This is a genomic window from Bifidobacterium pongonis (assembly GCF_019331805.1).
In the GTDB taxonomy this organism is placed as follows: Bacteria; Actinomycetota; Actinomycetes; order Actinomycetales; family Bifidobacteriaceae; genus Bifidobacterium; species Bifidobacterium pongonis.
Genome location: NZ_JAHBBE010000011.1, coordinates 42,151 through 66,370 on the forward strand (window position 1 = coordinate 42,151; position 24,220 = coordinate 66,370).

Below are 24,220 nucleotides of genomic sequence, written 5' to 3' on the forward strand. Positions count from 1 at the left end.
GGTGCTTCGGTTTTCGCCGGGCTTGGCTCAGTCGAGCGCGTCGTATGCCTCGGCGTCCACGGGCTCAAGCCATTCGTTGCTCATGGTGGCGGGGTCGCCCGTGGGAACCATGAAGGCGAGGTGGGAGAACGACTCGCCGGGCGCCGCGCCATGCCAGTGCTTGGTGTCGGCGGGGATGCGAACGGCCTGGCCGGCCTTGAGCTCCTTCGGCTCCTCGCCCTCGATCTGGTAGTAGCCGCGGCCGCCGACGGCGATGAGCACCTGGACGGCGTTGTGGTGGATATGCCAGTTGTTGCGACAACCCGGCTCGAAGGTCACGTTGTGGATGCTGATCTCCGGGGTCTCCAGCACCGGAGCGAGATAGCTCTGGCCAACGAAGTACTGCGCGAACCCGTCGTTCGGGTCGCCCATCGGGAATGCGCTCGGATTTTCCATATTCGATTCATCCTTTCGTATGGTTCGTAAGGTTCATGGTTCCGTTCGTGTTCCCATTCAACGCCCGCCGAAAAGAAATGTCCAATGATTACCTGACATGCCGTTCCATGCACCGAATGCATGAAGACCCGCTTGCGCCCGGCATTGGTTCGGCCACGCCGCCCGGGGTACGCTGGCATTCGTACAACCTACGCAAAGGAGTCTCAATGACCGATATGGAATACGCCCCGCTGGGATGGTCCGGCATCAAGGTCTCCAAGGTCTGTCTCGGCGGCATGAGCTTCGGCAAGGCCTCCCCCGAATTCCACCAGTGGACCATCGACGCCGATGCCACCGAACGGGTGATCGGCCACGCCTACGACCGCGGCGTGAACTTCATCGACACCGCCAACTGCTACGCGTTCGGCACCTCCGAGGAGTACATCGGGCGCGCGCTGCGCAACCTCGGCATCCCGCGAGACAAGGTCGTGCTCGCCAGCAAAGTCTATTTCAACGAGGGGCATCTGTCCCGCGAAGCCATTGAACGCGAGATCGACGCCACACTCAAGCGCTTGGGCACCGATTATCTCGACCTGTACATCATCCACCGCTTCGACTACGGCACCCCCATCGAGGAGACCATGGAAGCGCTGGATTCCCTGGTGAAGGCGGGCAAGGTGCGTGCGCTCGGCGCGAGCGAGATGTACGCCTACCAGTTCCACACCATGCAGACCGTGGCCGAGGCGAACGGGTGGACCAAATTCACCAGCATGCAATGCCATTACAACCTGCTGTACCGCGAGGACGAACGCGAGATGATCCCCGTATGCCGCCAGTATGACGTGGCGCTCACGCCGTACTCCCCCATGGCGTCCGGTCACCTGACCCACATGGGTTGGGATTCGGATTCCAAGCGCGGCTCCACCGACGGCACCATGCGCAACAAGTACGATCAGGCGCGCGCAGGACATGCCGATCATCGAACGCGTGCACGAGATCGCCGAGCGGCTCGGCGTGCCGATGGCGCGGGTCGCCCTCGCCTGGCATTGGGCCAAGGGCGTGACGGCTCCCCTCGTCGGCTGTTCGAAGCCGGAACGCGTGGACGATGCCATCGAGGCGCTCGGCGTGCATCTGAGCGCCAGCGACATCGACTACCTTGAGGAGCCATACACCGCGCACGAACTGGTCGGCCCGTTGGCCAGGCCGGGCGAGCGTGCGCTGGCCGGCACCCATGCGCCCACACTCAAGGAGCACACCAAGTAGCCGCACTGGCCCGGGCTCACGAAGGCCCAGCCCCATCAGCAAACCCAACTCATCAACAAACAAAGGCGGGAACCGTTCGCGCAATGGCGAAGGTTCCCGCCTTTCCAGTTGCGGGCATCACCGCGTGGCGGCAGCGGCGGCGAACACGCCACGGTGCTTGAGCCATGCGTAGAAACCAAGGCAGATCAGCACGGACAGTATGGAGCCGGCCGGCGCCGCAAGACCCATGGGGAACAATGTGCTGGGGAACAGCTTGGACGCGAGGTACGAGCCGGGGACCCTGACCAGCGTAATGGCCACGATGTTGTGGATGAAGCCGATGTAGGACTTGCCATACGCCGCGAAGAAACCGCTGAAGCAGAAATGGATGCCGGCGAAGATGCTGTCGACGATGTAGCTGCGGATGTATTGCACGCCGAGCAGCACCACCGTGGCATCAGTGGTGAACAGACCGACGATGGGTCCTGCGGTCAGTTCCACGACGATCGAGATGATGATGCCGTAGATGACGGTGATGGCGGTGGCGTATCGGAGCGTTTGTGCGGCGCGTTCCGGCTTGCCTGCGCCGATATTCTGCGCGGACACCGCGGACACGGTGGCCAGCATGGCCGATGGCACGAGGAATAGGGCGCTGATCACCTTTTCGACCACGCCCACGGCCGCCGCGTCGTCAAGTCCGCGATAGTTGGCGATGACCGTGATGATGATGAAGGCGATCTGGATGCACCCGTCCTGCACGGCGGTCGGCACACCGATCGTCAGCATGCTTCCGAGCACGGAGCGATCGGGCCGCAGATCGGCGGCATGCAGGCTGATGCCGGAACGTTTGCGCCGGATGGCGATGAACGACACGATCACGCTGATGACCTGGGCGAGTATGGTGCCCCAGGCGGCTCCGGCCGCACCCAGATGCATGGCTCCCATGAACAGGTAGTCGAGCGCGATATTGCACAGGCAGGCCACCGCGATGAAATACATCGGGGACTTCGAATCCCCCAGCCCACGGAACACGGAACTGATGATGTTGTAGGCGACGACGAAGGGGATGCCCGCGAAGCAGATGGTCAGGTAGTCGGTCATGCCACCCACCGCCTCCACCGGCGTCCCCATCACCGCGACGATGCCCCGTACGCTAAGCAGCAATGTCGCGGTGAGCGCAATGGCCACGCCGATGAACAGCGTGATGGTGTTGCCGATGGCCTTGGACGCCTTGTCGAGCCTGTTCGCGCCGATCGCGCGACCGATGGTCACCGTCGATCCCATGGCGAGACCGACGATGACCACCGTCAACATGTACAGCACCTGACTACCGTTCGCCACCGCCGTGATGCCGTCCACGCCGATGAACTGGCCGGCTATGAACAGATCGGCCATGCCGTACAGCGTCTGCAGGAAATACGACAGCAGATACGGCAGCGCGAAGGCGACGATGGTTCCGAACACGCCGCCCGTCGTCAGATTCTTCTCCATGGTTTCCGTTGACTGTCCTCTCCAAGGCCTGTTCCAACGGATAACCCTAAACCTTGGGAACGCCGAACCGGCAATCCGCATGGCCGGCACGTCCACTATCCGATACCGTTCACGCCGGGCGGCAGCGGAAACAGCCATAGGGAAACCGGGAATCAGAAGACGCTCATTGCGGCCGGTTCGCCGTCACGCTCCTCCCCCGCGTCACGATCGGGCTCGGCGGAACCGTTCATCGAAAACGCTTCCGCATACCCATCGATATCGCATCGCAGAATCGCCAGGGCGGCCTTTCCCACCGCATCGTCGTAGGTCAGGCGCGACAACGCCATGGTGGCGGCATCATCGCCGCACCTCCAATACCCGCGCAGCATCCCGGTCCGTTCCACGTTCGACGCGGCCTCCATATCGTCCGGCCACGCCTTGCCCATGATGACCATTATGGGCGGCAGCATTTTCACGCCGTGCCTCACAACGGTCTCCTTCAGCTTCTCCAGATGCTCACGCCCACGTTCAAAACGCTCGCGATCACGCTGCTCGAAGCCCTGCACCAGGTCGATCGAACCGTTGACGCCCATGAGCGACACGGCCAGTTCGCGCAGGTACATGGGATTCTTCCACAACGTGCAATCGGGCTTGCTGCGCCTGAATTCCACGTCGTCGCGAAGCTGTTCGAGCGGCATGGTCCCGGTGTCCCACAACGCCGTATACGCCTCGATGAGTTTGCCCGCATCATACAGATACCGGTCATCCGCCATAAGATCGTTCATGAAGCATCGTCTGATACGCCCGGCAAGCTCATCGACGTGGGGATGCTCGGCACGGTCGTATTCCGCATCCGCCTCCGCGCGTAGTTCGCCGAAATAGTCGATCAGCCTCCGGTAGCGCATGTCCGGCGACGGCCCCATCGCCATCACTTTCGCGTCCTCCTTGAGCATGCACATGCCCAAACCGCCATCGGCGAGCATCATCCGCGCAATGGCCTCGGACCGCGGCTCATCGCCACCCCAACGCAGCATGACGTACGCACCGAGACGGTACATCTGATGCAGATGCTCGTCCATATCCGATTCGCGCTTCTTCCTGCCGCCATACCGTTTCCCGGCATCCGGCCTGCATCGGCGGGCGAGTTCGTCGCCCTCGCACAACCGGATCAGCGGGGGCATACGCTCCGTGGGACGTCTGATGGACATCGCGACCGCGGCGTCGTTGATCAGGTCGTACAGCCACACGCTGATGCCGTAGGTGCGCACCATGTTCGCGCAATCCGAGATGAAACCGCGGCAGATCCGCGCCAACCGTTCGTCCGGCACGACCGTGGCCGCCAGCAATGATGTGGCCCAAGCCGTATTGCCGAACACGTCTTCCGTCATGCGGCTCAACTGTTCGTCGGCTTTGAACGACTGGCATACCGAAACCGGACCGTCACGGTTCAGCACCTTCCCCCAGGCCGCGTGCGATGTCGTTTCGTCGAATCGCCTGCCGAGCCGGTTGAGTTCCTGCAGCAATCCCATATCGTCCATGTTGAACGTCGTACTCATGGCAACCTCCTTTGGTTTGTAATGGGTATGGTCACTGTGGCATAGGCCGTCCACGCGCCGCCACCGCTTCGCCGAAATTTGTGGAAATGTGGATAACTCGCGTGTCGCGTTCCGTTCTTCGCGGGGAATCCGCCCGAAAACAAGGCAAGGCCCCTTCCCGGAATTCCGGGAAGGGGCCTTGCGACCAGGAACCGATGGTCGGTTCCGATGCGATTATGCGGCGCTTTGGGCGCTGCAAGCCACTAGTTCAGCAGCTCCTTGACGGCCGCGATCACGGCCTGCAGGCTCTTCTTCGCATCGCCGAACAGCATCTGCGTGTTGTCCTCGAAGTAGAGCTCGTTCTGGATGCCGGCGTAACCGGTACCGCGACCACGCTTCATGACGACCACGTTCTGCGCCTTGTCGACGTCGAGGATCGGCATGCCGGAGACCGGGGTGCCGGGCTTGCGGGCGGCGGGGTTGGTGACGTCGTTCGCGCCGACGACAAGCGCCACGTTGGCCTGCGGGAACTGCGGGTTGATCTCATCGAGATCGACGAGCTCCTCGTAGGGCACGTTGGCCTCGGCGAGCAGGACGTTCATGTGGCCAGGCATACGACCTGCGACCGGGTGGATGGCGTAGGAGACTTCCACGCCGTGGCCCTTGAGCAGTTCGCCCAGATCGGCCAGCTCGCGCTGGGCCTGGGCCTGGGCCAGACCGAAGCCCGGGACGAAGATGACCTTGTCGGCGTAGACCAGCTGCACGGCCAGATCGTCCGCGGAGGTTTCCTTCATGGTGCCTTCGGGGCCGTCGCCCGCAGCGGCGGAGCCGGAGCCGCCGCCGAAGCCGCCTGCGAGGACGGAGAGCAGCGGGCGGTTCATGGCCTGGGCCATGAGGATGGACAGGGTCACGCCGGCGGAACCGACGAGGGCGCCGGCGACGATCAGGGCCACGTTGTCGATGGCCAGACCGCTCATGGCGACTGCGGTACCGGTGCAGGCGTTCAGCACGGAGATCACGACGGGCATGTCGGCGCCGCCGATCGGGATGACGAAGACCAGGCCGTAGCACAGGGCGAACACGGTGGTCAGGATCGACCACATGAGACGCTGCTGCGGCTGCACGCACAGCATGACGAGGGATGCGATGGCGAGCACGGCGAACAGCACGTTCCACACGCCCTTGCCCGGCAGGCTGAGCTTCTTGACCCACTTGATGCCCTGCAGCTTACCGGCGGCGATAAGCGAACCGGTGAAGGTGACGGATCCGATGAGGATGCCGAGGCCGGCGGTGATGAGGACCACGAGATCCGGGGTGCCGTCCTTGGTAAGCACGTCGTTCAGCGCGACGAGCGCGGCGGCGCCGCCACCCACGGTGTTAAACACGGAGACGAGCTGCGGCATGTCGGTCATCTTGACCTTCTTGGCGGAGACCACACCGGCGATGGCGCCGATGAGGATGCCTGCCACGAGCACGACGACGGCGATGACGTTGACGAATCCCTTGGCGAAGAGCACGACGAAGGCCATGATGACGGCGACGATCATGCCGAACGCGGAGAGACGGTTACCCTTGCGGGCCGTCTTCGGGGAGTTCATGAAGTGCAGGCCGACCACGAACATGACGGCCGAGAACAGGTAGACGAACCAGGCGACGATATCGATGGCGCCCACGGTGGCTGCGTTCTGCATCACTTATTCGCCTCCTTCTTCTCATTCTTGTTGGACTTGAACATCTCAAGCATGCGGTCGGTGACCACATAGCCGCCGACGACGTTCATGGTGCCCAGCACGGCGGCCAGGAAGATGAACACGTAGGCAAGCGGGGAGTTGGCCTCGGCGGCCACGATTACGACGCCGACGATGACGATGCCGTGGATGGAGTTCGCGCCGGACATCAGCGGGGTGTGCAGGGTCGCGGGGACCTTGCCGATGACCTCGATGCCGATGAGCAACGCCAGAACGAACAGCGTGATGGATACAACAAGCGTAGGCATGTTTAGTTTTCTTCCTTCTTCTCCTCGGACTCGACGCGACCGGCCACGACCAGGGCGTTGTCGAGTTCTTCCGTCAGATCCATGCCCAGCTTGCCGTCGCGCACGAAGTGGGTCAGCACATCGGCCACGTTACGGCTCAGCAGGTTGGATGCGGTGGTTGCCACGCCGCTGGCGAGGTACGGGGCACCGATCAGCTTGACGCCGCCTTCGGTGACCTGCTCGCCCACGGCGGAGCCCTCGACGTTGCCGCCGAGAACTGATGCGGCGCAATCGACGATCACGGCACCGCGATGCAGGCCGTCGACGCCGGCCTTGGTCAGCAGCACCGGCGGCTTGCGGCCGGGCACCTTGGCGGTGGTGATGACGATGTCGAAGCCGGACGCCTTCTCATCGACGGCGGCCTGCTGCTGGGCCTGCTCCTCGGCGGTCAGCGCACGGGCGTAGCCGCCCTCGCCCTGGCCCTTGGAGAAGTCAAGTCCGAGATCGAGGAACTTGGCGCCCAGGGATTCGACTTCGCCCTTGGATGCGGGGCGCACGTCGTACGCGGTGACGACCGCGCCGAGACGCTTCAGCGTGCCGATGGCCTGCAGGCCGGCGATGCCGGCGCCGAGTACCAGCGCCTTGGCCGGACGAATGGTGCCCGCGGCGGTGGTCATCATCGGCAGGAACGAACCGTATGCGTTGGCGGCGGTGATCGCGGCCTTGTAACCCATGACGGAGTTCTGGGACGTCATTTCGTCCATGGACTGGGCGGAGCTGAGCTGACGAGGCAGCTTCTCGATTGCGATGCCCACCAGTCCGGCGTTGGCGAGGGATTCGACGTATGCGGCGTCGGTGAACGAGCCGAGCATGCCGATCACCCATTGACCGGCCTTGAGTTTGGCGATGGTCTCCGCGGACGGTCGGTCGATGAAACCCAGCGCGTCGGCGGCGTTGATGACCTCGTCGCGGGAAGCGACGGTCGCGCCGGCGGCCTTGTAATCCTCGTCCGTGTATTCGGCGGCGTTGCCCGCGCCGCTTTCGATGATGCAGGAAACACCGTTCCTGCCGAGCCTGGTGACGATATCGGGGGTCAGCGCGACGCGGGATTCGGTATCCGACGTCTCGTTGAGCACACCGAAGGTCACCGTGGCTTCCTTCTTTTCAGCCATGAGAGCCCTTTCTAGCTATTGGCCGTGCCTTGTTACTACGCCGCATCAGTGTAGTCAACGCCGCGCGATCGGGGCTTCTCTTTCCCACCAACTGAGCCGACCTGTTTTGTATATGTCCGCCAAACGGACAGATCGGAGCGCCGCTGATAACGATTGACGTGGCGGTTTCCCTACGCTACCGTAAGGTGACGTGTCGCGGCAAGAGGATTAGACTGGCGTATTTGAGAACTGGATAGTCAAGAACAGAACAGTATCAAGGAGCGTCACGTGTCCGTTATCTCTTCGTTGAAGCAGCAGACCACCAATCTCACCCGAAAGGCGCTGAAGCTCGGAACGGATTTCGTGCATCCCGGCAGCGGCAATTCCGGTGACCAGCCTGATTATGCGGGCAATATCGCGATCAAGGATGAAAGCGGTATCACGCTCCCCCACACCGACGAATGGGGTCCGGATCGCCCGACCGTCACCGATATCGATCCCGAAACCGGCCTGCTCACCTCCACCACCCAGGGCAATGCGCCGCTGGATGACGGCGTTTCCATCTACGACCTGTATGCCGACCGTGCCGCAAGGCGTGGCGACGACGTGCTGTACACCTATAAGGACGGCAACGAGTGGGTCGATCGCACCGCCAACGAGTTCCTCGCCGAAGTGCGCGCCATCGCCAAGGGTCTGATGAAGTACGGCCTGCGCAAGGGCGACGGTGTGGCGTTCATGTGCCGCACCTGCTACGAGTGGAACCTGACCGACGCCGCGGTCATGGCCGTCGGCGGCGTGCTCGCCACCATCTACGACACCGATTCCGCGGAGCAGATCCGCAATATCGTGAATAATTCCGATGCCCGTCTGCTGATCGTGCAGGACACCGATATGCGCGAGAAGGCGGATGGCGCGATTGAGGAATGCCCTTCGCTGGAGCACATCATCACCATCGCCACCGGCGGTCTCGACGAGCTGAAGGCGTACGGCGCCAAGGTGAGCGACGAGGAGCTTGACGAGCGTATCGAATCGGTGCGCAAAACCGACCTGTGCTCCATCGTGTACACTTCCGGTTCCACCGCCGCGCCGAAGGGCGTGGAGATGACCCACGAGCATTACTGCGCCACCGCGCTCAATCTTCCCGACTTCATGCCCGACCTGCTGCACGACAAGCGCAACACCGTGCTGCTGTTCCTGCCCCAGGCCCATTCTTTCGCACGCGCCATCAACTACATCTGCGTGGCCAGCGAACTGCACATCTATATCGCGCAGGGCATCAAGACGCTGACCGCCGATCTGCAGGTAGCCAAGCCCACGGTGATGATCGTGGTGCCGCGTGTGCTGGAGAAGGTGTACAACGCCGCCTCCCAGAAGGCCGGTCATGGTCCGAAGGGTCTCGCCTTCGCCTCCGCCGTGGTCACCGCGCAGTCCTATATGCAGGAGATCAGCGAAAACGGCAAGGCGTCCGTGATGCTGCGCGCACGTCGTGCCGCGTTCGACCCGATGGTCTACGCGCCGCTGCGTGAGGTGCTCGGTGGCCGCGCGAAGTGGATCGTGGCCGGTGGCGCACCGCTCGACCCGAAGCTGCTGGAGTTCTTCCGTGGCGCGAACATCCCGGTGTACGAGGGTTATGGCCTGACCGAAACGACGGCTCCCTGCTCCTTCACCGTGCCCGGCGAGCCGTTCCATCAGGGTTCCGTCGGTACCGCATTCCCCGGCTTCTCGCTGCGTATCGCCGAGGACGGCGAAGTGCAGGTGAAGGGCACTTCCGTGTTCCCCCGCTACCACAAGAACGAGGAGGCCACCGAAACCTCCTTCACCGAGGACGGCTGGTATGCCACCGGCGATCTTGGTCGCATCGACAACGACGGCTTCCTGTACATCACCGGCCGTAAGAAGGATCTCATCATCACGGCCGGCGGCAAGAACGTCGCCCCCGGCCCGATCGAGGAGGTCATCAAGCGCTGCGAGTTCGTATCCCAGGCTCTGGTTCTCGGCGATAAGCGCCCGTTCATCTCCGCGCTTATCACGCTGGATGAGGAAACGCTCCGCCCGTGGCTTGCCAGCAAGGGCCTTGACGAGAACATGTCGTTGGAGGACGCCGCCGACAACGCCGCGGTCCGCGCCGAAGTGCAGAAGTGGGTCGATCAGGCGAACGAGGGTGTTTCCCGCGCCGAATCCGTACGCAAATTCATCATCCTTCCCGAGGAGTTCACGCAGGAGAACGGTCTGATGACCGCTTCGATGAAGGTCATCCGCCCGAAGGTCATCAAGCGTTACGCCACGCTGCTGAACACCAGGATGTACACCAAGAAGAAGTGATCTTCCATCCGCCGGCCTGATTCGGCCACGGGTTTTTCAGGGGGCGCGCACGAATATGCGCGCCCCTTTCGCATACTTGGAGGAAACCCTTCTTTGCATACTCGGTCCCGCCCGCAGCTACCGAGCAGGGATTTCCACGGCACCGCGTCCAGACGATCACCGTGCCGGTTTGAGTACGATGCGGTACGGCGACACCATCGATGAGGGGTCGAGATAGGACTGTTTGTTGGAGCGGATTCCCCAATGCAGGCAAACGTTGTTGCAATGGTCGGATTTCTCCCCCACCGTGGCGAACCGTTCTCCGCGCCTGACGGAGGTTCCCACGGAGGATTGCGTGACGGCCGGTTCGAAGGTGAGGATCAGCTCCCCATGTTTGATGCTGACCACATCCTTGCCCGCGACTTTGCCGGCGAATGAGATCACGCCATCCCCCGGTGCCAGCAGATCCTCGCCAGGCGCCGTTTTCAGGTCGACTCCCCTATGCCCGGACAGCCACGGTTGCGCCGGGCCATCGTATGCCTTCAACATGCTGACCGGCTCGCGCAGCGGCCAGTCGAGCATCGCATGGCAGGTGTTGCCCAATGCGGATTCGACCGCCACATACCCGCCTTGTGATTGCCTGTCCAATGCCGGGGTGGCTCCTGAGGAGGTGATGTACGCCGCCGCGCAGGCGCTGTGTTCGCCGCTGGCCTGCGTTTTCGGCTGAGCTGACCATGCCAGGCACGGCACCGCCAATGCGCATACGATCAACAGACATATGACGGATGCCTTCGCTGAACGCCATCGTTCCTCCACCATACGGCGGATGCGTATCGCTTTCCGCTTGCCCCGTTCCGGCCGGTTGTTCCCTGTCATCGCCCCATCTCCTTTCTTGAGGTTCATCTGCCCACGATGACGGATGAGGGATCACGCTGTCCAGCCGTACGGAAAATGTGGATAACCCCTCCCCGATTCTTCACATTTTCATTACATTCAGTGAAAGGAGAGATACTAGGAACCACGAAGGCGGAACTCCACCAACATAAGGAAAATAGGTTTGAAAACAAGAAAACCCCGCACAAGGCGGGGTGTTAATGGAGCGGACAACGGGACTCGAACCCGCGGTCTCAACCTTGGCAAGGTTGCGCTTTACCAACTAAGCTATGTCCGCAAAATCCTCGGAAGGATTCGTGGGCGATGTAGGAATCGAACCTACGACCCCTTCGGTGTGAACGAAGTGCGCTAGCCGCTGCGCCAATCGCCCGTACATGACGGATCTTCAATTATGCACCGAATTGCTCCGGCTTGAGTGGGCGATACAAGATTCGAACTTGTGACCCCTTCCGTGTCAGGGAAGTGCGCTACCTCTGCGCCAACCGCCCAGGTCTGCAAAAAATCAGGCGGATTGCTCCGCCTCAGTCCGAGAGGTGGGTACGAGAGTCGAACTCGTCTATACGGCTTTGCAGGCCGCTGCCTAACCGCTTGGCTAACCCACCGTAAAGGTCTGTCAACTCTTCGGACCTAGAGCGGACAACGGGACTCGAACCCGCGGTCTCAACCTTGGCAAGGTTGCGCTTTACCAACTAAGCTATGTCCGCCTAATGTCTCCGGCAGTCGTTCCTGCCTGAGCACGAGTAACTACTATAATGACATCCGCGTAATTTGCAAACTCGGCGTGTCGCCCTGCTCGCCTGCGGCGAAAACGGCATGGAATCAACGCTTCCGAAGCATTCGCAAGCTATGCTTACGTTATATGAGCGAAGAACGAGAATCCACGCTGATCGCCGCGTTCGGCGGATGGAACGACGCATGCCAGTCGGCTACAAACGCCCTCCACCATCTCATCGACTCCTATGACGCATGCGAGATACGCCATATCAATTGCGACGGGTATTACGACTATCAGGTGTCGCGCCCGACGCTATGCCGCGTCAACGGAAAAGCCCGCATCGTCTGGCCTCAGACATCGTTCTACGACGTGCCCTGCTCCCCCGGTCAGCATCTCATCACACTCATCGGCCCCGAGCCGAACTACCACTGGCGTGAATACTGCCAGGAAGTGCTATCCATCGCCAGCGAACTCCATGTGAGCCGCGTCATCACGCTTGGATCGATGTTCGCGGATTGCACGCACACGCGCCCACTCCCCGTCGGCGTATGCGACGACATGGATTGCGACAGCGACTGCGATTGCGGCGAATACAGCGGCCCCGTGGGCATCACCACCGTGTTGGAGGCCATGGCCCGCGAACAGCATTTCGCCGGCACCTCAATATGGGTTTCCGTACCGCAATATATGGGCAACGACGATTGCCCGATGGGTACGTTGGCTTTGCTCGACGCACTGGGGCGCAAACTGGATATTCGTTTCGAAAGCTCAAAGCTCGCCAAGGAAACGCAGGAATGGCAGGCCAAGGCATCCATGCTCACCCGTTGCAGCAACCAGCTGAGCGATTACGTGCATCAACTTGAAGATGACTGGGATAAGGCCGAACAGGCGAAGGAGACGTCCGGCGACGATCCACGCAAGGCCGATCAGCTGGTTCAGGAAGCGGAGGAATTCCTCAGGAAATTCTGATCACTGAATAGTTTTTGGGTGATGCGGTCGGCCAGTTCGCCGTTGTTGGTGATGGTCGCGTTCGCGGTCTGGCTGGAAACCAGCAGGCGAGTGTGATGCAGGGTCGCCTCGTTCTTGTCGCCCGCTTCGGCCACGAAGTCGGCGGTGATGCGGTCGGGCTGTTCCTGGGCGTCCTTGCGAATCACCCACACCCATGTACCGTAATAGCCCGCCATGTCGGACGGGACGGTGTAGTCCCCGCCGTCGGCCCGCGCCCGGACGGTGTTGGTCTGGCCGGAGCCGGTGAACTCGGTCGAACCGGTGGCGACCGGCTCGCCGTACAGCCCGTTCAGGCGAGCCAGGTACTGGTCGACCGTCTCGTTCGCGTCGCGCTTGACCGGCCGGAGGACGCTCTCGTCCTCGGACGCGTAGTAGTAGCCCTCGGCCTTGACCTTGGTGCCCGCGTTCCACGTGTTGTGGGTGGTGCCGTCCGCGCCGGTGCCGGAGATGAGGTCGCCCACCGAGCTGGTCACCTTGTCGACGGGCGTGTCGCCGGGTTCGAGCCTCTTCGGGTCCGCGACCGTCGTGGCCTGCGGCTGGAAGCTCCACTGGACGCGATAGGCATGGGACTCGACCTTGACCGGGTCCTGATTAGCCGAGCCGCGTTTCGCCATATGCTGGAAACCCTGCGGATTCTGCGGATACTGGTACGTGTACCAAATTTGCCGGCATTTCACCGTGTACTTGGCCTCGCCATCTCCGGTTGCCGTATAAGGCAGCTGGAGGCCGGCCGCGCCGAGGTTGGGCTGGGTCTTGCCCGTCCACGTCTTCCCATCGGCGCTTACGGTGCCACCGTACATGCCGTTTGCGGCGACATCGAATTTAGCGTTACTGTCAAGTGTGACGATGACATCGGTGGAAGCGAACTGTCCATTGCCGTCCTTGAACCAGATTTCCTTGGTACGCAAGTGACGCTGGGCATCGGTATATTGAATTTCCTTGACATTCACCGTGCCAGACTTGGCCTCGGTTTCGGACTGCGCCCACAGCTGGGTCGCCTTCTGGCGCACCGCGCCGAGCGTGGTATCGCCCTCGTGCCTCCTCGTGCCGCCGACGCTGACGTTATGCCACAGGCCCACCGGCGTGGAGTCGGGCAGGGCGTTCACCTTGGCGATGGTGGACTTGTCACCGATGTCGATGCCGCTGAGCTGGTGGATGGCGTAGGCCACGCCCGCGTTGCCGAGCGCGTCGTCCTTCTGGCCCTCGCGCAGGAGCCAGCCGATGCGCCGGGACAGGAGCGTGTCCTCCTTCTGCTTCCAGCCCATCGACGGGGACGCGTACTGCGCGGCGTTGCCTGCGGGCGCGTTGGACTCGTAGCAGTAGCCCTTCTCGTTGCCCACGTTGTAGGAGCCGAACCACCGGTCGTAGCCCGACCCGTAGAAGTCCGCGATGACGCCGCCCGTCCATGCCTCGCCGTTGGCGAGCGACGGGGAATCGACCGATGCCTGGGCGCTCGACACGCCCATCGTCGCGGTCGCCGCGATGGCGGCGAGCGTGGCGACGGCGGTCCTCACGAACCGCCTGAGCCTGTGGGGTTTGTTGGAACCCATACACATAACCTTTCCCTAGACCGCGCGAACACCGGACGATGCCCGCGCACGGGATGAAGCTATGCAGACAAAAAGGCGACCCAACCCACAAGGTATTCCTTGCAAGTTGAGCCGCCATTCAGGAGCGAAAGAACAGCGTCACCACCACTGTTCGCCACCTCCACCAAAGCTGCTACTACCATGCTCTGCTGAAACTGAGCCGCTAGAAATCCATTCCTCCATATTGGGCGCTCCCGACCCACTGCCCGTGGATTGCGAGCCGTCGCTGTTGCCCGTGGACTGGGACGGGGTGCTTGCCGCGCCCGACCCGCCCGTCGAGGAGGAGCCGCCCGCATACCCGCCGGTGGAACCGGAGGAGTACCCGCCCGTATACCCGGTGTAGCCGCCGGTCGAACCGGTCGAATAGCCGCCCGAATACCCGGAGGACGCATACCCGGAACCGGCCGAACCCGCCGAACCCGAACCGGCGGACGAACCCGCCGAACCGTCGGCCGCCGCCTGGGCCGCCTTCGCCCTGGCCTGCGCGTCCGCCTTCTCCTTCGCCTTCACGGAACCGTCCACCGCCTTCACGGCCTTCGCCACGGCGTCCGTGTCCTTCGCCTTGATGGCCTTGTCCAACGCGGTGCGGGTCTTCTCGTCGGCCACCTTGCCCTTCGAGTCCTTCAGGAGCTTGGCCGCGTCCGCGACGGTCTTCGCGTCGCGCGATTCCCCGACCGCCTTCACCGCCTTCGCCAATGAGGCCTTGTGCTTCGCGTACCAGGCGCGGCTCGACTCGACCCTGCCGGTCTGCTTCTCGTAGTCGGCGCGGGTGTCGGCCACACACACGGCCGTCCCCGGCTCCCTCGCCTCCAACTCGTCGGCCAGCGCGGTCACGGTCTTCGCGTCCTCGACCTGCTTGGCGGTCACGCCTGCCGTGTCGGCGGCACGCCCGTTTTTGAGCGTGTTGTATTCGTTCATCGCCACGCGCAACGACTCCGACGCCGTCGCGCACGCCGCACGCGCCGCCTCCAAACGATGGGATTCGTAGGCATTCCAGCCCGCCCAGCCGCCGCCCGCCAACAGCACCGCCACGGCCACACCGGCCACGACGAAACGCCTCGTATGCCTCACCGGACGGCCCGCCGCCTCCGACGCGGGGGTCGTGGCCTGACCAGACTTGACAGGATCTTCCGTACTCATGATGCGTTCCCCTTCTTCTCGAACTGTCACCCTCTGCTCCAATTTAGAATACTCGCGTACCCGGAACCCAAGCGATAAGATCACGTCCCACGCCATGCGCCCCGGTCCGCCCTGCGGCCTCTCCCCCAGAGAAGCCGCAGGAACCATTCATCATCGTTCAGCGCAGCAGCGAACGGCACATGGAACGGTACTGGCTCACATAGCCGCCACCGAAAAACACGCAATGCCCGGCGATCGGGTACAACTGCCACAACGTCTGACGATCCTGCCACCCGGTCTTCAACGGATGCACGGACTGGTAGCCTTCGAGAATATCCCGGTAATACGTGACGCCGAACAGGGCGAGCATGGCAAGATCCTCCTCACGATGGCCGCCATGCGCCGCAGGATCGATCAGCACCGCTTCCGTCTCGCCACGGTCAGCCGTCCACATCACATTGCCGCTCCACAAATCACCATGCACGCGCGCGGGCTTATCCGACGCGGCCTTGCCCAGCAGATCAGGCAATGCGGCGATCACATCCTCCGTAAGCCCAACATCATACGAGTCAAGTTCGCCACGCTTCACGCCAAGCTCCACCATGGGGCGCAAACGGCCCTGCGCATAATAGGAGGCAGCATCGGTCCATTCTCCGGTATCCATCGGCACCGGGTCCTGCAACGGGCCGAAATAGCACGTTCCCTCATAGCCTGCCGGAGCCGAACCAAAATACGGTGCGCCCGCATCATGCATCCTCGCCAACGCGGCTCCGAACGCCTTCGCCGCCTCAATGGTGGGCATGGCGGAATCGACACGCTCAATATCGAGATACCCGTCACCCCAGCCGATCACGTCAACAACCCTCGGCCCGCCTTGGGCCTGAGCCTCCCCCAGCCATTGCAGACCACGTCCTTCACATTCGAAGAAACCCTTCGGCGCGAATGCCCTATGCTTGCGATACGTTGCCATTTCGACTCCTTTTCTGAACGGTCGATGGACTTATTGTGTGCATCGCGTGAGACAATCTGGACAGTAGCTGGGAAAACCTCGGTTTCGTGGCATCGCCTGAGTAAAGTAGCAACAGTCAACACAGCAATCCATCCGCAATTCACGGAAGTGAACTAGGGAAAATAACGACACTATGAATTTCATCCAATCCATTTTTCTTGGACTCGTACAGGCTCTGACCGAATATCTGCCTGTTTCATCCAGCGCGCATATCCGCATCGTCGGCGACCTGATGATCGGCCGCGATCCCGGTGCGGCCTTCACCGCCATCATCCAGATCGGCACCGAACTCGCCGTGATCCTGTACTACCGTCGCGACATCATCCGTATCCTTGGCTCGTGGTTCGGCTCCCTGTTCGGCAAGGAGGGCAAGGATTGGAAGTCCCGCATGGGCGCGCACAACCGCGACACCCAAATGGGCTGGTTCATCATCATCGGCACCCTGCCGATTCTCATCGCCGGCCTGCTGTTCAAGAATGTCATCGAAACCACGTTGAGGAACCTGTGGATCACCGTCACCGTGCTCGCCATCTTCGGCGTGCTGCTGTGGATATTCGACGCGCGTTCCAAGCAGATCAAGACGATGGACGATATGACCGCCAAGGACGCCCTGATCTTCGGCATCGGCCAGATGCTCGCCCTCATCCCCGGCGTCTCGCGTTCCGGCGGCACCATCACCTTCGGCCGTGCCATGGGCTACACCCGTGAGGCGGCGGTCCGCACCAGCTTCCTGATGGCCATTCCCGCCGTGCTCGGCGCCGGCATCCTCGAAGCGGTGTCCGCGGTGAAGGACGTCAACACCTGCTCCGCAACCAAGGCCGCCGACGCATGCGCCGCGATCGGCGCGTTCCCCGGCTGGCCCGCGACCATCGCCGCAACCATCGTCGCGTTCCTCGTCGGCTACATTGTGATCATCGCCTTCCTGAAGTTCGTCAGCACCTTCTCCTACAAGGCGTTCGCCATCTACCGCATCGCGCTTGCCGTTGTGGTGGCCCTGCTGCTCATCACCGGCGTGCTGCCCGCCATCGACCCCTCCATGGCCGGCTGACGAACACAGCACAGCGCATATAAACAACCTATAAACAATAGGCCTTCCACCCGCAGGTGGAAGGCCTATTTCGTTTGCCTCAACGGCTCGGCTTGCGTACGCCGATATCAGTTGAAGGCATCCTTCAACTTGGAGAAGAAGCCCTTCTTCTCACGGGCCGGTCGGGAGCTTTGCGCCACCGGCTTCTTATCGCCGCCGTGGGATTCATCATAGGACTGTTCCAGCTGCTCCATCAGTCCACGTTCGTTCTCGGAAAGCTTCGTCGGAATCTCCACCGCAACATGCACCACCAGATCGCCACGCGAGTTGTCATCGCGCAAACGCCCGGCTCCGAGGCCCTTAAGCGTCACGGTGTCCTCAGGCTGGCAACCTGCCGGAACCTGCAAAGTCCTGGTGCCGTCGAAGGTATCGATGTCGACATCATGGCCGAGCACCGCCCAGATCATAGGCACGCGCACCCAGCAGTGCAGGTCGTCGCCGTCACGGGTGAACTGCTTGTCGGGCTTGATATGGATGTCCACGTACAGGTCGCCGGCGGCACCGCCGCATTCGCCGACCTCGCCCTGGCTGGCGAGTCGGATGCGGGAATCGTCGCGGATACCCGCAGGCACGTTCACGCCGATGTTGCGGGTGGTGCGCACACGGCCATGCCCCATGCAGGAGGAGCACGGGTTGGAAATGATATTGCCGTGGCCCTCACAACGCTCGCAAGGCGCCGTGGTCATCATCTGGCCGAGCATGGTGCGGACGACCTTCTGACGCATGCCCTGACCCTGGCAGTCGGGGCAGGTGGTGGGACGGGAACCGTCCGCCGAACCCGTACCGGAACACTGCGGGCAGAGCACGAAGGTGTTGACGCGCACCTGCTCGGTGCCACCGAACACCGCCGTCTTCAGATCGACGGACATGCTGGCCAGTGCGTCACGACCGGGCTGCGTACGAGGAACGGGGCCTTGGGAACCACCGAAGGCGCCCCCGAAGAACGAGCTGAACACGTCGCCCATATCGCCCATGTCGAAGCCGCCGCCGAAACCACCGGCGTTCGGATTGTTCGGGTCGACACCCGAATCGTACATGCGGCGCTTCTCCGCATTGCCCAACACCTCGTAGGCGTTGTTGACTTCCTTGAACTTGTCTTCGAATTCCGGACCGGCGATGTCGGGATGGTACTTGCGGCTCATCTTGCGATAGGCCTTCTTGATCTCATCCTCGCTCGCGTTGCGGTCAACGCCCAAAACCTCGTAGTAGTCTGCCACTCTATCCAGTTCCTTTGCTCTATCTGCTCTACCGATTACTAGCGGGTAATTCTGTCACAAGGCAAGGTCACTCGCTTCACCCGTCGATCTCCTCATGCGCGAGGAACGATGTCAGGTACCGGGCCACCGCGTGCACCGCGGAAATGGTGGTCGCGTAATCCATGTGGGTCGGTCCGATCGAACCGACGAACGCCACGGGTTCGCCCGCAGCGTCATGCACCACCGCCATATCCGGTTTGCTCGGCTTGCCCGCCGCATCGATTGCGTCGGTCGCGCCGGTGGTACCGGTATTGTCGGCGTGATCGACGTCATGACCGTGTGCGGCATCGTCTCTTTCCATGCTTTCGGCATGATCGGCATCGGCGCGCGTGACGGTATGGCCCGCGTGGCCGTACCCGCTGGTCACCACGGCCGCATTCAGCAACCCCGGAGTATGCGTCTCCGAACCGATGGCCACATTGACGCCGTCACCGCGCAGCGACTCCTCGCTCAGCGCGCTCATAAGCTTCATGAGCACCACCTGCTCCTCCAGCGCGTCGAACAACGGCGCCAGATCGGCCGCGGAACGCTGGTGGGCCAGATGCGACGCACCCGACATATACAGTTCGCTCGCATTCTCATCATCGGCCATCGAAACGAACGCACGTTCCAATTGCACCGTCAGTGCCTTGAGGGACGCGAAACGCGGATCGGTTTCCAACGACTGCATCCGCTGCGCCGCCTGTGCGAGCGACAGGCCGGAACATGAGGCGTTCAGCGCTTCGGTGAACCGCGAAATGGATTCCGTCGACGGCATGGTCGAGACGGGAAGCGTGTGCTGCGCGACACGGCCCGTATCGGTCACCACCACGGCGAGCAATACGTTCATGGCCACCGGCACCAGTTCCACATGCCGTAGCGACGATTTCGACAGCGATGGCGACGCGATCACGGCAACCTGACCGGTGATCTGCGCGAGCAGTCTGGCCGCCCGCTGCAACGTGTCCTGCAGATTGGCCGATCCGGACAGGAACTCGCCTATCCCCCGGCGCTGCGCCGCGGACAACGGCACCACCGTGGCGAGCTGATCGACGAAATACCGGTACCCCTTCTCGGTGGGCACGCGACCGGCCGACGTATGAGGCTGGGTAAGATAGCCTTCATCCTCCAGCGCAGCCATGTCGTTGCGCACCGTAGCCGAGCTCACACCAAGATCATGCCTGTGGGCGATCGCATTCGAGCCGACGGGTTCCTGCGAACGGATGTAATCCTCGACGACGGCACGCAGCACCAACAACCTCCGCGACTGCTGCATGCATACCTCCTATAGCGAAATTAGACCACCGTTCATTGTAGGTGAACCTTGCAGACTTCATACGGAAAAGTTCGTTCGCAGCGAATTAGGAGCGAAACGCGAACGTTAACAGAACATGAATTATCAAAACACGCCAAATAGTGCACGATATTGCACGTAACGTCGTATCGCGACGCTAGCATAGGAACCGCAATGTGAGGGCGTCCTGCGCCCGGCACAAGCCGGATACGCGGCCCGACCAATTGGAAGGAAAGTAATCCATGACCGAATTCAAGGAGACCGAGCTCGACGAGCGTGCCATCAAGATGGCCAAGGTCCTCTCTGCTGACGCGGTTGAACGTGCGGGACACGGCCACCCCGGCTCCCCCGTTTCCCTGGCGCCGATCGCCTACACGCTGTATCAGCACTTCATCAAGCATGATCCGAACGATCCCAAGTGGGAAGGCCGCGACCGTTTCATTCTTTCCGGCGGTCATGCCTCCCTCACCCAGTACGTTCAGCTCTACTTCTCCGGCTATGGCCTGACCCTGGATGATCTGAAGAACTTCCGCGGCGGTGCCGACACCCGCACCCCGGGCCACCCCGAATACGGTCTGACCCCGGGCATCGAAATGACCACCGGCCCGCTGGGCCAGGGCTTCGCGTCCGCCATCGGTTTCGCCTACGGCCAGCGCTACCAGCGCGGCCTGCTTGATCCGGAAGCTCCGGCAGGCGAGTCCCCGTTCGACCACAACATCTGGGTCATCTGCGGCGAAGGCGATATCGAAGAGGGCATCTCCGGTGAGGCTGCTTCCCTCGCTGCCAACCAGGAGCTCGGCAACCTGACCGTGATCTTCGACGCCAACCGCATCCAGATCGAAGGCGACACCAACCTGGTGCTGGCCGAGGATGTGCTCAAGCGCTTCCAGGCCTACGGCTGGTACACCGACGAATTCAGCTTCATCCAGCCCGACGGCTCCTACAAGGAGGACGTCGAGGGCCTGGCCGACACCATCGCCAAGGCTCAGAAGGCCGCCCCGAACCAGCCGAAGCTCATCAAGGTCGACACCCTGATCGCTTGGCCGACCCCGGGCAAGACCAACGATCCCTCCTCCCACGGCTCCAAGCTGGGCGCCGAGGCCGTCGCCGGTCTCAAGAAGCTCCTCGGCTACGATCCGGAAGAGTCCTTCCATGTGGACGAAGAGGCTCTGGCCCACGCCCGCAAGGTCGCCGAGCGCGGTCTGGAAGCCCACAAGGAATGGGACGAGAAGTACGACGCATGGCGCAAGGCCAACCCGGACAAGGCTGCCCTGTACGACCGCATCAAGGCCGGCGAACTGCCGGAAGGCTTCGACAAGGCCATCGATGACCTTGAGGCCACCTTCGAGGTCGGCAAGGGTGTCGCCACCCGTGGCGCCTCCGGCTCCGTGCTGAACGCCATCGCCGCTGTCATGCCGGAACTCTGGGGCGGCTCCGCCGACCTCGGTGGCTCCAACAAGACCGATCTGAAGGGTGCCGAAACCTTCGCCCCGGCGAAGTGCGCCACCAAGCAGTGGCCGGTCTGCAGCCCGTACGGCCGTCAGCTGCACTTCGGCGTGCGCGAGTTCACCATGGGTACCATCACCAACGGCATCCTGCTGGGCTCCCACACCCGTCCGTTCGGCGGCACCTTCTTCATGTTCTCCGACTACGAGCGTTCCGCCGTCCGTCTGGCCGCCCTCATGCAGATTCCGAACCTGTACGTGTGGTCCCACGACTCCGTCGCCGTCGGCGAGGATGGCCCGACCCACCAGCCGGTCGAGCACCTGGCTTCCTTCCGCGCCATCCCGCAGCTTGAGGTCGTTCGCCCGGCCGACGCTTACGAGACCGCCGAAGCCTACCGTTACTTCTTCGAGAAGGACAACACCCTGCCGACCGCTATGGTCCTGACCCGTCAGGGCGTCCCGGTGCTCGCCGAGACCGCCGAGAAGGCCAAGGCCGGCGTGAAGAAGGGCGCTTACGTGCTCGTCGACACCGAGGGCACCCCGGACGTCATCATCATGGCTTCCGGTTCCGAGGTCCAGTGGGCCGTCGCCGCCGCCAAGACCCTGGCCGGCGAAGGCGTCAAGGCTCGCGTCGTGTCCGTCCCGTCCATGGAATGGTTCGAGGAGCAGGACGCCGAGTACAAGGAGGCCGTGCTTCCGGCCGCCGTCAAGGCTCGCGTCTCCGTCGAGGCCGGCGTGGCGATGCCGTGGTACAAGTACCTCGGCTCCTACGGCAAGCCCGTCTCCATCGAGCAGTTCGGTCTGCAGGGCGATGGCGCTCAGAACATGATCGATCTGGGCATCACCGCCGAGCACGTGGTGGAAGCCGCCAAGGCCTCCATCGCGGAAGTCGAAGCCGCCAAGTGATTCCACGGAGGGGCGCCGCAAAGCGCCGACGCCCCTCCCCCCCCCTTGATATAACAGATTTGTTCCATAACGGAATATAAGGAGAAAAAACAATGACCGAAGCAACTCAGCGTACGTCCGATTCCGGCGTTTCCATCTGGCTGGACGACCTGTCCCGTTCCCGCATCGAGTCCGGCTCCCTGCAGGACCTGATCGCCAACAAGAACGTCGTCGGCGTCACCACCAACCCGTCCATCTTCCAGAAGGCTCTGCATGAGGTCGGCCCGTACGACCCGCAGCTGAAGGAACTGGGCAAGGTCGACGTTGAGACCGCCGTGCGCGAGCTCACCACCACCGACGTGCGCAACGCCACCGACATCTTCCGCGAGATCGCCGAGAAGACCGACTTCGTTGACGGCCGCGTCTCCATCGAAGTTGACCCGCGTCTGGCTCACGAGACCGAAGCCACCGAGAAGCAGGCTGAGGAACTGTGGGCTAAGGTCGATCGTCCGAACGCCATGATCAAGATCCCGGCAACCCTCGAAGGCCTGCCGGCCATCACCGCCACCCTGGCCAAGGGCATCTCCGTGAACGTCACCCTGATCTTCTCCCTGGAACGCTACGAGCAGGTCATCGACGCCTACATCGAGGGCATCGCTCAGGCTGCCGCCAACGGTCACGATCTGAAGCACATCGGCTCCGTCGCTTCCTTCTTCGTCTCCCGCGTGGACACCGCCGTCGACAAGCTGCTGGAAGCCAACGGCTCCGACGAGGCCAAGGCCCTCGAAGGCAAGGCTGCTGTCGCCAACGCTCGCCTCGCTTACGAACTGTTCGAGAACAAGTTCGCCAACGATCCGCGCTGGGCTGAGCTCGAAGCCAAGGGCGCCAAGAAGCAGCGTCCGCTGTGGGCCTCCACCGGCACCAAGAACGCCGCCTACTCCGACTGCAAGTACGTCGACGAGCTGGTTGCTCCGTTCGTCGTCAACACCATGCCGGAGAAGACCCTGAACGCTCTTGCCGATCACGGCAACGGCGCCGCCTCCATCCAGGGCACCTACGAAGAGTCCCACGCCATCATGGACAAGCTGGCCGAGCTGGGCATCAACATCAAGGATGTCACCGACAAGCTGGAAGCCGACGGCGTCGCCGCCTTCATCAAGTCCTGGGACACCGTCCTCGCCGACGTCCAGGCTGGCATCGACCGCGTCAACGGCTGAATCATTCGCTGATACAGCGCCGTTCAACGGTATATAGCTAGAAGATCCCCGTCACCATATGGTGACGGGGATCTTTTCGTATCCGAATGCGCCGATCATGACGAACCGTGTCAACGCAATCCGGCGCAACCAAAAAGCGGCGCCCCGCTTCCGATAACGTCCGAAATCTTGCGCACTTTCGGATTCCGGCCCTGACGCAGGAGGGCATGGCCCGCGTCCTGTGTACGATTTTCATTCGCCAAAACAAAAAACCGCGATTGGAAGCCAGGAGACGGAACCATGCCCGAGAACATCATACAGATCGACCAGAACCTGCTCGAGACCAAGCTCGACCGGCTGATCACCGAGAAGATGACGCAGATCCTCAACGCGATGCTCGATGCGGAGGCCGACGAGATCGCCAACGCCGCCAGATACGAGCGTACCGGGGAGCGGAAGGCGTACCGCGCCGGCCACTACGAACGCAAACTCACCGCCAAGGCCGGCAGGCTCGAGCTCAAGGTGCCGAAACTGAAGGGCGCGGTCTTCGAGTCCGCCGTGATCGAACGCTACCGGCGGCGCGAGGAAAGCGTCGAGGAGGCCCTCATCGACATGTACCTGGCGGGCGTCTCCACCAGGCAGGTCGACGACATCAG

At 62.4% G+C, this 24,220-nt stretch carries 19 protein-coding genes, 5 tRNA genes and 1 pseudogene; 8 read left to right on the forward strand and 17 right to left on the reverse strand.

The genetic code is table 11. From position 1 onward, the window contains the following. Positions 1-27: 27 nt before the first annotated feature. Positions 28-435, reverse strand: coding sequence for a cupin domain-containing protein (locus tag KIH75_RS04105; protein ID WP_219055526.1), 408 nt, complete (start codon positions 433-435; stop codon positions 28-30). Positions 436-710: 275 nt separating this feature from the next. On the opposite strand from KIH75_RS04105, the pseudogene KIH75_RS10210 reads away from it, so the two are divergent. Together KIH75_RS10210 and KIH75_RS10215 are read left to right on the forward strand one after the other, a co-directional pair. Next, a pseudogene (locus tag KIH75_RS10210) lies at positions 711-1,253 on the forward strand (aldo/keto reductase); the annotation flags it as partial. Between the two features lie 181 nt (positions 1,254-1,434). Continuing rightward, complete coding sequence (locus KIH75_RS10215) at positions 1,435-1,677, forward strand: aldo/keto reductase (RefSeq protein ID WP_274608096.1); 243 nt, start codon at positions 1,435-1,437, stop codon at positions 1,675-1,677. Positions 1,678-1,794: 117 nt separating this feature from the next. Here the strand turns inward: KIH75_RS10215 and KIH75_RS04115 are convergent, their stop codons facing one another. The 5 genes from KIH75_RS04115 to KIH75_RS04135 form a co-directional block, all read right to left on the reverse strand. Further along, entirely contained in the window at positions 1,795-3,147 is a 1,353-nt protein-coding gene (locus KIH75_RS04115) for an MATE family efflux transporter (protein WP_219055527.1), read from the reverse strand. Between the two features lie 152 nt (positions 3,148-3,299). Continuing rightward, positions 3,300-4,682 carry a hypothetical protein gene (locus tag KIH75_RS04120; protein WP_219055528.1) on the reverse strand — a complete coding sequence of 461 codons (1,383 nt, stop codon included), beginning with the start codon at positions 4,680-4,682 and terminating at the stop codon, positions 3,300-3,302. Positions 4,683-4,924: 242 nt separating this feature from the next. Continuing rightward, positions 4,925-6,352, reverse strand: a complete 1,428-nt coding sequence (locus KIH75_RS04125; RefSeq protein ID WP_219055543.1) for an NAD(P)(+) transhydrogenase (Re/Si-specific) subunit beta — start codon at positions 6,350-6,352, stop codon at positions 4,925-4,927. After that, positions 6,352-6,657 (reverse strand): NAD(P) transhydrogenase subunit alpha part 2, encoded by a 306-nt coding sequence (locus tag KIH75_RS04130; RefSeq protein WP_033522866.1) that lies wholly within the window; start codon positions 6,655-6,657, stop codon positions 6,352-6,354. Before KIH75_RS04130 ends, KIH75_RS04125 begins: the two co-directional genes overlap by 1 nt. Before the next feature lie 2 nt (positions 6,658-6,659). After that, positions 6,660-7,808, reverse strand: a complete 1,149-nt coding sequence (locus KIH75_RS04135) for an NAD(P) transhydrogenase subunit alpha (protein ID WP_219055529.1) — start codon at positions 7,806-7,808, stop codon at positions 6,660-6,662. Between the two features lie 267 nt (positions 7,809-8,075). Between KIH75_RS04135 and KIH75_RS04140 the strand changes: the two genes are divergently transcribed. Then, positions 8,076-10,109 (forward strand): AMP-dependent synthetase/ligase, encoded by a 2,034-nt coding sequence (locus KIH75_RS04140; protein ID WP_219055530.1) that lies wholly within the window; start codon positions 8,076-8,078, stop codon positions 10,107-10,109. A gap of 156 nt (positions 10,110-10,265) precedes the next feature. Here KIH75_RS04140 and KIH75_RS10090 read toward each other — a convergent pair whose 3' ends face one another. From KIH75_RS10090 to KIH75_RS04170, 6 genes are all read right to left on the reverse strand, one after another. Beyond that, entirely contained in the window at positions 10,266-10,964 is a 699-nt protein-coding gene (locus KIH75_RS10090) for a M23 family metallopeptidase (protein WP_236028032.1), read from the reverse strand. A gap of 219 nt (positions 10,965-11,183) precedes the next feature. Then, positions 11,184-11,259 (reverse strand) — tRNA-Gly (locus KIH75_RS04150). A 20-nt stretch (positions 11,260-11,279) separates the two neighbouring features. Continuing rightward, positions 11,280-11,352 (reverse strand) — tRNA-Val (locus KIH75_RS04155). A gap of 46 nt (positions 11,353-11,398) precedes the next feature. Further along, positions 11,399-11,470 (reverse strand) — tRNA-Val (locus tag KIH75_RS04160). Between the two features lie 43 nt (positions 11,471-11,513). Next, a tRNA-Cys gene (locus tag KIH75_RS04165) sits at positions 11,514-11,584 on the reverse strand. A 29-nt stretch (positions 11,585-11,613) separates the two neighbouring features. After that, a tRNA-Gly gene (locus tag KIH75_RS04170) sits at positions 11,614-11,686 on the reverse strand. A gap of 155 nt (positions 11,687-11,841) precedes the next feature. Here KIH75_RS04170 and KIH75_RS04175 point away from each other — a divergent pair. After that, a complete protein-coding gene (locus KIH75_RS04175) occupies positions 11,842-12,666 on the forward strand; it encodes a PAC2 family protein (protein WP_219055531.1) in 825 nt (274 codons plus the stop codon). On the opposite strand, the gene KIH75_RS04180 is transcribed toward KIH75_RS04175, so the two are convergent. From KIH75_RS04180 to KIH75_RS04190, 3 genes are all read right to left on the reverse strand, one after another. Then, on the reverse strand, positions 12,633-14,255 hold the full coding sequence (locus tag KIH75_RS04180; RefSeq protein WP_219055532.1) for a hypothetical protein: 1,623 nt from the start codon (positions 14,253-14,255) through the stop codon (positions 12,633-12,635). The two genes, KIH75_RS04175 and KIH75_RS04180, sit on opposite strands and share 34 nt — an antisense overlap. A 138-nt stretch (positions 14,256-14,393) precedes the next feature. Further along, on the reverse strand, positions 14,394-15,434 hold the full coding sequence (locus tag KIH75_RS04185; RefSeq protein ID WP_219055533.1) for a hypothetical protein: 1,041 nt from the start codon (positions 15,432-15,434) through the stop codon (positions 14,394-14,396). A gap of 157 nt (positions 15,435-15,591) precedes the next feature. Next, entirely contained in the window at positions 15,592-16,383 is a 792-nt protein-coding gene (locus KIH75_RS04190; RefSeq protein WP_219055534.1) for a fructosamine kinase family protein, read from the reverse strand. A gap of 172 nt (positions 16,384-16,555) precedes the next feature. On the opposite strand from KIH75_RS04190, the gene KIH75_RS04195 reads away from it, so the two are divergent. Further along, positions 16,556-17,470 carry an undecaprenyl-diphosphate phosphatase gene (locus KIH75_RS04195; RefSeq protein WP_219055535.1) on the forward strand — a complete coding sequence of 305 codons (915 nt, stop codon included), beginning with the start codon at positions 16,556-16,558 and terminating at the stop codon, positions 17,468-17,470. Positions 17,471-17,577: 107 nt separating this feature from the next. Here the strand turns inward: KIH75_RS04195 and dnaJ are convergent, their stop codons facing one another. Together dnaJ and hrcA are read right to left on the reverse strand one after the other, a co-directional pair. Then, complete coding sequence (dnaJ, locus tag KIH75_RS04200) at positions 17,578-18,726, reverse strand: molecular chaperone DnaJ (RefSeq protein WP_219055536.1); 1,149 nt, start codon at positions 18,724-18,726, stop codon at positions 17,578-17,580. A gap of 76 nt (positions 18,727-18,802) precedes the next feature. After that, positions 18,803-20,020, reverse strand: a complete 1,218-nt coding sequence (gene hrcA, locus KIH75_RS04205) for a heat-inducible transcriptional repressor HrcA (RefSeq protein WP_219055537.1) — start codon at positions 20,018-20,020, stop codon at positions 18,803-18,805. 260 nt (positions 20,021-20,280) lie between these two features. Between hrcA and tkt the strand changes: the two genes are divergently transcribed. From tkt to KIH75_RS04220, 3 genes are all read left to right on the forward strand, one after another. Next, entirely contained in the window at positions 20,281-22,389 is a 2,109-nt protein-coding gene (tkt, locus tag KIH75_RS04210; protein ID WP_219055538.1) for a transketolase, read from the forward strand. A 92-nt stretch (positions 22,390-22,481) separates the two neighbouring features. After that, the gene (gene tal, locus KIH75_RS04215) at positions 22,482-23,585 is read left to right on the forward strand and encodes a transaldolase (RefSeq protein WP_003826288.1); all 1,104 of its coding nucleotides are present in this window, start codon (positions 22,482-22,484) and stop codon (positions 23,583-23,585) included. A gap of 279 nt (positions 23,586-23,864) precedes the next feature. After that, a partial coding sequence (locus tag KIH75_RS04220; protein WP_219055539.1) for a transposase occupies positions 23,865-24,220 on the forward strand: 356 nt, incomplete at its 3' end.